Source organism: Ponticaulis profundi (genome assembly GCF_042659465.1).
Classification (GTDB): domain Bacteria; phylum Pseudomonadota; class Alphaproteobacteria; order Caulobacterales; family Hyphomonadaceae; genus Ponticaulis; species Ponticaulis profundi.
Genome location: NZ_JBHSSW010000028.1, coordinates 275,112 through 283,067 on the forward strand (window position 1 = coordinate 275,112; position 7,956 = coordinate 283,067).

A 7,956-nucleotide genomic window follows, 5' to 3' on the forward strand; every position below is an offset into this window, starting at 1 on the left:
GACGTCTGATTTTGACCTGATCCAGAAAAGGATAGCTCCCATGGTCACTCTAACCCGCCGAAACTTGCTTGCTGCAGGCGCGGTCGCTCCGCTCGTCTCGTCGATAGCGGGTCGTGCCCTTGCTGAGACGAAAACAGCCCCTGCTCTGGACAGCCCGCAGTTCTGGGATTGGGTGTCAGCTCAGTATGATGTGAATCCTGACATCATCAACGTTGAGAACGGAAACTGGGGCTTGATGGCACGTCCTGTGCTGGATGCGTATATCGAAAATACTCGCCGTGTGAATCGCGACAATTCATTCTTTGCGCGACGGGAATACGGACCGATTGTGCGGGAAATCATAGCCGAGACTCAAATCCGGCTTGGTGCCGCTGATAATGAAATCGCACTCACAAGAGGCGCCAGTGAGGCGCTCCAGAATATTATTGGTGGTTACAACCGGCTTGCTCCCGGCGATGCCGTGATGATGGCTGATCTCGACTATGGCGCGATGATGGAAGCCATGCGCTGGCGAGCCGATCGATCCGAGTGCGACGTTGTTACGCTCGCCATTCCGGAGAAAACAGATTTTGACGGACTGATCGAATTCTATCGCGAAGCTTTTGACGCACACCCCAATACGAAATTCCTGCTGCTCACGCATATCAGCCACCGAACGGGGCTGAAATTACCGGTCCGGGAAATCACTGAAATTGCGCATGAGCGCGGCATTGATGTTGTGGTCGACGCGGCCCATTCCTGGGGGCAGGTCGAATTTAATGTCGATGACCTTGGCGCTGATTTCATCGGTTTTAATCTGCACAAATGGATCGGTGCACCCATTGGTGTGGGCGTTATGTATATACGTGCCGACAAACTTTCAGCCATTGATGTCAATCTCTCTGAAGCCTCATCCAGTCCGGACCGGATTGAAGCGCGGGTTCACTCCGGAACGAGCAATTTCGCAGCTTTTCTCACACTGCCTGACGCCTTTGCTTTCCAGGACATCCTGTCTGAAGGCGGGAAAGAGCCGCGTCTCAAGGCCTTGCGTAAGGTCTGGGTCGACCAGGTTTCGGACGAGGATGGCATTGAGATCCTGACACCGGACGATGATCGCCTTCACGGTGGCATCACCTCCTTCCGCCTTGCAGGCATGACCAGCGCGCAGGCCAACGCTCAGATCGCCGAGTATATGCTTGATGCTCACAATGTTTTCACCGTGCACCGCACTGGTATTGATGCCGGTGCGTGCGTGAGGGTGACGCCAAGCTATTACAACTCGCTTGCCGATATGCAGGCCACAGCAAATGCGATACTTGATGCTTACCGCCATTTCACATCCTGATGCAGGTATGTCGCGCTATAGAATGATCTCAGATGACGCGATCGAGCGGCTCTATCGTGCTGAAGCGTCGAAGCTTATCGGCTTCGCGCGCAAAAAGGGCGCCGATCCGGATGATGCAGAAGAGATCGTCCAGGAAGCCTTTTTTAAACTGGCTCGCTATGGAGGCGGTGATAAAATTCGCAATGATATCGCATTTTTGCGTACGATTATCGTCAACCTCATAAGAGATAAGTTTCGGGTGAAGGGAAAACGCCCTAAGCACGTTGACTACGACGAACTTGCATATGAGCCACAGAGCGAAGAGCCTGAGCCCGAAACGGCGGTGCATGCACGACAGGAGCTGAGCCAAACTTTGCAGGATATTGAGAATTTACCTGACATCACCCGAAAGGTGTTTGTCGCCTATCGTTTGGAAAATCACACATATGATCAGATCGCGCATGATCTTGATCTCACGATCGCTCTTGTCCGCAGGCATCTCCGCGATGCGCTTGTGCAGCTAACCTTGCAGCGTGGTCGCCGTGAACACTGAAACAAACTCCATCGAATTGAGCCGCACGGTGCTCAATGAGGCAGCCGATTGGGTTCTGCGTATCGAAGAGTCTCCGGAGATTCTGACAACGGAAGCCTTCGAAGCGTGGTTGTATGCATCTGCGGCCCATCGCTCAGCCTTTGCGATGATGTCCAATACCTGGGGTGCGACCGCAGGAGTGATGGCGTCACAGAAAGCGCCTCGTTCAGATCAGCGCGCACGCGGTTTTCAGTTTCAATCTCTAATGAGCCGGCCGGCTGCTTGGATGTCCATGGCAGGCGTCTTCATGGCATGTGCTGCTGCTCTGGTCTTCAGTGCCGATCTGGGGACTGAAGCGGTCCAGTGGCAGGCGGCCTATTCCACGGACACTGCCGAAATAAAGAATGTCCAACTTGCCGATGGCACCGAGCTGTTTCTGGATGCCCGGTCGACTGCTGACGCCGCATTTACAGAGCACTCACGCGTACTGACACTGCAATCAGGTCGCCTGTTCGTTGATGTCCAACGAGATGAGAGCAAACCATTCGTCGTGGAGTTGAATGACGAAACAGAATTCACGGCGCTTGGGACAGCCTATGCGGTGGAGCGACTAAATGATGGATGGCGCCTGGAAGTATATGAAGGGCAGGTCCGGGTTGATGGTCTTTCGCGCCCATTGGTACTGACCGCAGATGAGGGCGCGCAGTTTACGTCAAACCAACTTGCGCGATTTGATATGAAGAATACGCTCGTCGTGGAGCAGCCAAACTGGGCCAGCGAGCGCATTGTCTTCGATGGAGAAACGCTGGAAGAGGCTTTGATCGCTTTCGCGCGTTATAGCGATGATACGATCTCGGTGGACGGCGCGCGTTTGAAGTCCTTCCGTATCAGCGGCACGTTTAAGCTGACAGAACCAGACGCTTTTGTTGAGACCGTGAGTCAGTTGACTGGCGCGCGTGCGATACGTGAGGGTAGTAAAATCCGCCTAAGGCAAGACGGGTAAGTTCTTGGATTAACGCTCTGGGATTCGAAAGTGCTGAATTGAGGATTTTCTCAGCAAATGGGTTCGTTAAGTGGGCCGTGATGATGGGCGTGAACTACCTTTCTTTCTTCGCCAGAAATTCGACCACATCTAGCACGTGACCTTTGAACCATTGAATTGCGGGGTCCAGGTTGGCTTCTTTGGTCGTTGCCACTATCAACTGGCTGCCGGGGAGGTCGAAGGGCATATCAAGGACCTTCAGATTGTACTTGTCAGCAATATCCATTGCGAAAAATCTCGGCAAAATTGCAACAAGGTCTGTCTTCTCCACGATCTGGGGCAAGTGCTGACCACCAGCAACTTCACAGACAATGGTCCTGTTAACGCCAAGCTGTTTCAGAAACGCATCAATCTGTTGTCGGACCTCACTTCTTTGACGCAGCGTGACATGTTTCGCAGTGTTGAACTGTTCGAGTGAAATCGTATCACCGATTTTTGAATGTTCCTTGCGGACGACAATGGCCGTTCCGATGACGTGGAGACGTTCCAGTTCCAATTCATCTCTGTCTCTGATGTAAGCGTTAATTGCCAGATCGATGTCGCCTGAAACGAGGGAATCTTCCGACTGCATTTGGTCAATGTCGGAAATGCGGATTTTCACCGATGGGGCTTCCGGTACAATCCGGCTCAGGAGTTCCGGTACGATGAAGCCGTTCGCAAACCCTTGTATGGCGATGTTGAAGGTTCGTTTGGACTCAGAAGGTCGAAAGCCTGTCTCCAGTTCCAAGCTATTCTTCAGAATGAGCAGGGCTTTTCGAACAGGGCCGATCAGGGCTCTTGCTGCCGGGGTTGGTGTGACGCCCTTATCTGCGCGCCTGAAAAGCGGGTCATTGAACTGTTTTCGCAGGCGCGTCAGAGCGTTACTGACGGTTGGCTGAGCCATATTCAGTTGCTCGCCTGCTTTGGTGATATTGCCTGTTGTATATATCGCTTCAAAAACATGAAGCAGGTTCAGATCAATTTTACGCAACGAAAAATCATCAACCATACCGCCCCCGGTGCTATGGTATGGCGCCTGTCTTTAAGTAACGTAAGTCACGCTGCCATTTTTATTATTCAAAATCAGAATAATGCCGGGCCTTCTCTTCGTTTCCGGATGGCGGGCGAGGCATTTTCTTATAGCTATTAAAATCTCAGAAAATGGTTCCCGTCATCCAGAATCTGCTATTTGTCTCTGATTTTGCATGAATTTTTACTCAGGATATATATTAAAAAATCATAGAGAAATTGTAGCGAGTTTTTTCCTTTTCGGTTGGGGTTTAAAAATAAATCAATAAAAACAGTAAATCGATCTATTTTTAGAGGAAAAGCAAATAATCTTTAGGTTGCAGTATTCAGGAGCTGAATAAGAGGTATTCTGCTTTTTTGTCTTGTTTACCCCAGCGTCTACTTCCTTACTGAGCGTTCGAGGGAAAGGGAATGCAGGCAGATCGGCGCGTGGAGTACTCCACGCTGCCGCTGCTGGCTGTTGGTCGGGGGAAGACAATCATGGATCGGCGCGAGGACTATTTTTCTTCTTTTGGCGAGGACGTTGAGGGAGAGGCGCATCGGTCGTCGGGGCCGGAAAGCTCGGTGACGAGGGATGTTCCGCGCAACGATGCTGCAGCGGAGGCCTATACAGCATTTCAGTCTGAAACTGACGGAGATGGCATATCTGCATCTCCGCTAAGGATTACCCCCGATCCGGCGAATGTTGTCGAATTGCCCGAGGAATCGGTCATCGTGGCAGCAGAAATTGCGGGAGATGACCTGCTTCTTGATTTGCAGGATGGGACGCAGTTTCTCATCCTTGGGGGAGCTGTTCAATTACCTGTCATCCTGATCGGAGCTGAATATCTTCCGCAAAGTGTGCTTCTCAATCTGCTCCAGGTGAATGAAGATCAGGGCGCGCAATCCTCAGGTCAAAATCGATTTGAAAGTGATCAGGGAGGCGGCAATAACTTCTACCGGGACCGGCCGGATTCCGAGCTATGGGATGGTGATCCAGATAAAGTCTCGCTTCTGCAGGACGAGGGGGAGCGTTCCGGCGATGGCTTAGGCGAGCGGGACGACGAAGTCGGTGTCATGACTGACCCGGTTGCTGCTCGCGATGCATTCGAGGGTTTGGAAGATTCGACAATCTCCGGAAATGTGCTTGAAGACAACGGGTTTGGTGCAGACGCGGATGAGGATGGTGATAGTCTCAGCGTCTTGTCGGGAACGTTTTTAACCGCTGAGGGCGGGTCGGTTACGCTCTCGGCGAGTGGCGATTTTACATACACGCCGCCAGCCGACTATCATGGGATCGATAGTTTCTCTTACACAGTCACTGATGGCCGTTCGGTAGACACAGCGACGGTGACGCTCACGGTCACGCCGGTGAATGATGCACCGGTCGGTACGGATGGCTCGGTTTCTGGTGCCGAAGACAGTGTCATCGCTGGCACGATCACCGCGACTGATATGGATGGTGATACCCTCACCTATACCATCGCATCTGGACCGGCGAACGGTTCGGTCGCGCTTTCGGGCAGCGGCTACACCTATACGCCAGCATCCGACTTCAACGGCACGGACAGCTTCGATGTCCTGATCGATGATGGCAATGGTGGCACGGATACCGTCACGATCGAGGTGACGGTCACGCCTGTGAACGATGCGCCGGTTGGTGTGGCTGACAGCTATGCGGTCGATGAAGACGGCACGCTGACCGTTGATGCGACGAACGGTGTTCTGGCGAATGATACCGATGTCGAAGGCGATACGCTCACAGCCAGCCTGGTGACATATGTCTCCAACGGCACGCTCACCTTCAATGCGGATGGCTCCTTCACCTACGTTCCGGATGCCAACTTCAATGGGAGCGACAGCTTCACCTATCGGGTGAATGACGGCACAGAAGATGGCAACACCGTCACGGTGACACTCAATGTGGGTGCGGTGAATGACGCGCCAGTGGCGACCTCTGACAGCTTCACTGTGGATGAGGATTCTGGCGCAACAACACTCAATCTTTTGGCAAACGACACCGATATCGAAGGCGATGCGATCACCATCACCTCGGTGACCCAGCCTGTGGGCGGTACAGTCGTTATCACCAATGGTGGCGCCGATGTGAGCTTCACGCCGGATGCGGATTTTAACGGCACGACGAGCTTTACCTATACGGTCAACGGCGGCGACACAGCGACGGTGACGCTAACGGTGACGCCGGTGAACGATGCGCCGGTTGGTACGGACGGCTCTGCTTCTGGTGCTGAAGACAGTGTCATCACTGGCACCATCTCAGCGACGGACATGGATGGCGATACGCTGAGCTATACGCTCGCGGCTGGCCCGACGAATGGCTCTGTCACGCTGACGGGGAATGGCTATACCTATAGGCCAGCTGCCGACTTCAACGGGACAGACAGCTTTGATGTTCTGATCGATGACGGCAATGGTGGGACAGATACCGTCACGATCGAGGTGACGGTGACACCGGTGAACGACGCACCGGTTGGTACGGATGGCTCTGCTTCTGGTGCTGAAGACAGTGTCATCACTGGCGCCATCTCTGCGACCGACATGGACGGCGACACCCTCAGCTATACGCTGGCTTCTGGTCCGACGAACGGCTCTGTCACGCTGACTGGGAATGGCTACGCCTATACGCCATCTGCGGACTTCAACGGGACGGACAGCTTTGATGTCCTGATCGATGATGGCAATGGTGGGACAGATACTGTCACGATCGAGGTCACGGTCACGCCGGTGAATGATGCGCCGGTCGGTACGGATGGCTCGGCGTCTGGTGCGGAAGACAGTGTCATCACTGGCACGATCTCAGCGACGGACATGGACGGCGATACGCTGACCTATACGCTGGCCTCTGGTCCGGCGAATGGCTCTGTGACGCTGACGGGGAGTGGCTATACCTATACGCCAGCGCCGAACTTCAATGGCACAGACAGCTTCGATGTCCTGATCGATGATGGCAATGGTGGGACAGACACCGTCACGATCGAGGTCACGGTGACGCCGGTGAATGATGCGCCGGTGGGAGCGGACGGCTCGGCGTCTGGCGTGGAAGACAGTGTCATCACTGGCACCATCTCTGCGACGGACATGGACGGCGATACGCTGACCTACACGCTGGCCTCTGGTCCTGCGAATGGTTCTGTGACGCTGACGGGGAATGGCTACACCTATACGCCAGCGGCAGACTTCAACGGCACGGACAGCTTCGATGTCCTGATCGATGACGGCAATGGCGGCACGGATACCGTCACGATCGAGGTGACGGTCACGCCGGTGAATGACGCACCGGTCGGTACGGATGGCTCGGCGTCTGGCGCTGAAGACAGTGTCATCACTGGCACGATCTCAGCGACGGACATGGACGGCGATACGCTGACCTACACGCTGGCCTCTGGTCCGGCGAATGGCTCTGTGACGCTGACGGGGAATGGCTATACCTATACACCAGCGGCAGACTTCAACGGGACCGACAGCTTTGATGTCCTGATCGATGACGGCAATGGCGGCACAGACACCGTCACGATTGATGTCACAGTTACGTCGGTGAATGACGCACCGGTTGGTGTCGCCGACAGCTATGGGGTCGATGAAGACGGCACGCTGACCGTCAATGCGACGAACGGTGTTCTGGCGAATGATACCGATGTCGAAGGCGATAGCCTGACGGCTGTCCTGGTCTCGGGCACGACGAATGGCTCGCTGAGCTTCAATGCGGATGGGTCTTTCACCTATACGCCGGATGCCAACTTCAATGGGACGGACAGCTTCACCTATCGGGTGAATGACGGCGCAGAAGATGGCAACACCGTCACGGTGACGCTGAATGTGGTCGCGGTGAATGACGCGCCGACCGCTGTTGCTGATGGCTTTACGGTCTCAGAAGACTCGGGTGCGACGACGCTGGATGTGCTCGCTAATGATTTCGACACCGAAGGCGATGCGATCACCATCACGTCGGTGACCCAGCCTGTGGGCGGTACGGTGACCATCACCAATGGTGGCGCTGATGTGAGCTTCACGCCGGATGCGGATTTTAACGGCACGACGAGCTTTACCTATACGGTCAATGGCGGTGACACA

General features: G+C 54.3%; 5 protein-coding genes. 4 read left to right on the forward strand and 1 reads right to left on the reverse strand.

The features are described 5' to 3' along the window. The first annotated feature begins 40 nt into the window (after positions 1-40). From ACFQDM_RS15065 to ACFQDM_RS15075, 3 genes are read left to right on the forward strand one after another with little or no spacing between them, the layout of a single operon-like run. Positions 41-1,324 (forward strand): aminotransferase class V-fold PLP-dependent enzyme, encoded by a 1,284-nt coding sequence (locus ACFQDM_RS15065; RefSeq protein WP_377380435.1) that lies wholly within the window; start codon positions 41-43, stop codon positions 1,322-1,324. Beyond that, complete coding sequence (locus ACFQDM_RS15070; RefSeq protein WP_377380437.1) at positions 1,299-1,856, forward strand: RNA polymerase sigma factor; 558 nt, start codon at positions 1,299-1,301, stop codon at positions 1,854-1,856. Before ACFQDM_RS15065 ends, ACFQDM_RS15070 begins: the two co-directional genes overlap by 26 nt. Next, complete coding sequence (locus tag ACFQDM_RS15075) at positions 1,846-2,838, forward strand: FecR family protein (protein ID WP_377380439.1); 993 nt, start codon at positions 1,846-1,848, stop codon at positions 2,836-2,838. Before ACFQDM_RS15070 ends, ACFQDM_RS15075 begins: the two co-directional genes overlap by 11 nt. 94 nt (positions 2,839-2,932) lie before the next feature. On the opposite strand, the gene ACFQDM_RS15080 is transcribed toward ACFQDM_RS15075, so the two are convergent. Then, on the reverse strand, positions 2,933-3,865 hold the full coding sequence (locus ACFQDM_RS15080; RefSeq protein ID WP_377380441.1) for a LysR substrate-binding domain-containing protein: 933 nt from the start codon (positions 3,863-3,865) through the stop codon (positions 2,933-2,935). Positions 3,866-4,296: 431 nt separating this feature from the next. On the opposite strand from ACFQDM_RS15080, the gene ACFQDM_RS15085 reads away from it, so the two are divergent. Next, positions 4,297-7,956 (forward strand): Ig-like domain-containing protein (locus ACFQDM_RS15085; RefSeq protein WP_377380443.1); only part of this gene is annotated, 3,660 nt, incomplete at its 3' end.

What these genes read in the sequence shown, in the direction of transcription:
- ACFQDM_RS15065 (WP_377380435.1), top strand. Translation starts at nt 41, where the DNA reads ATGGTCACTCTAACCCGCCGAAACTTGCTTGCTGCAGGCGCGGTCGCT.
- ACFQDM_RS15070 (WP_377380437.1), top strand. Translation starts at nt 1,299, where the DNA reads ATGCTTACCGCCATTTCACATCCTGATGCAGGTATGTCGCGCTATAGA.
- ACFQDM_RS15080 (WP_377380441.1), bottom strand. Translation starts at nt 3,865, where the DNA reads ATGGTTGATGATTTTTCGTTGCGTAAAATTGATCTGAACCTGCTTCAT.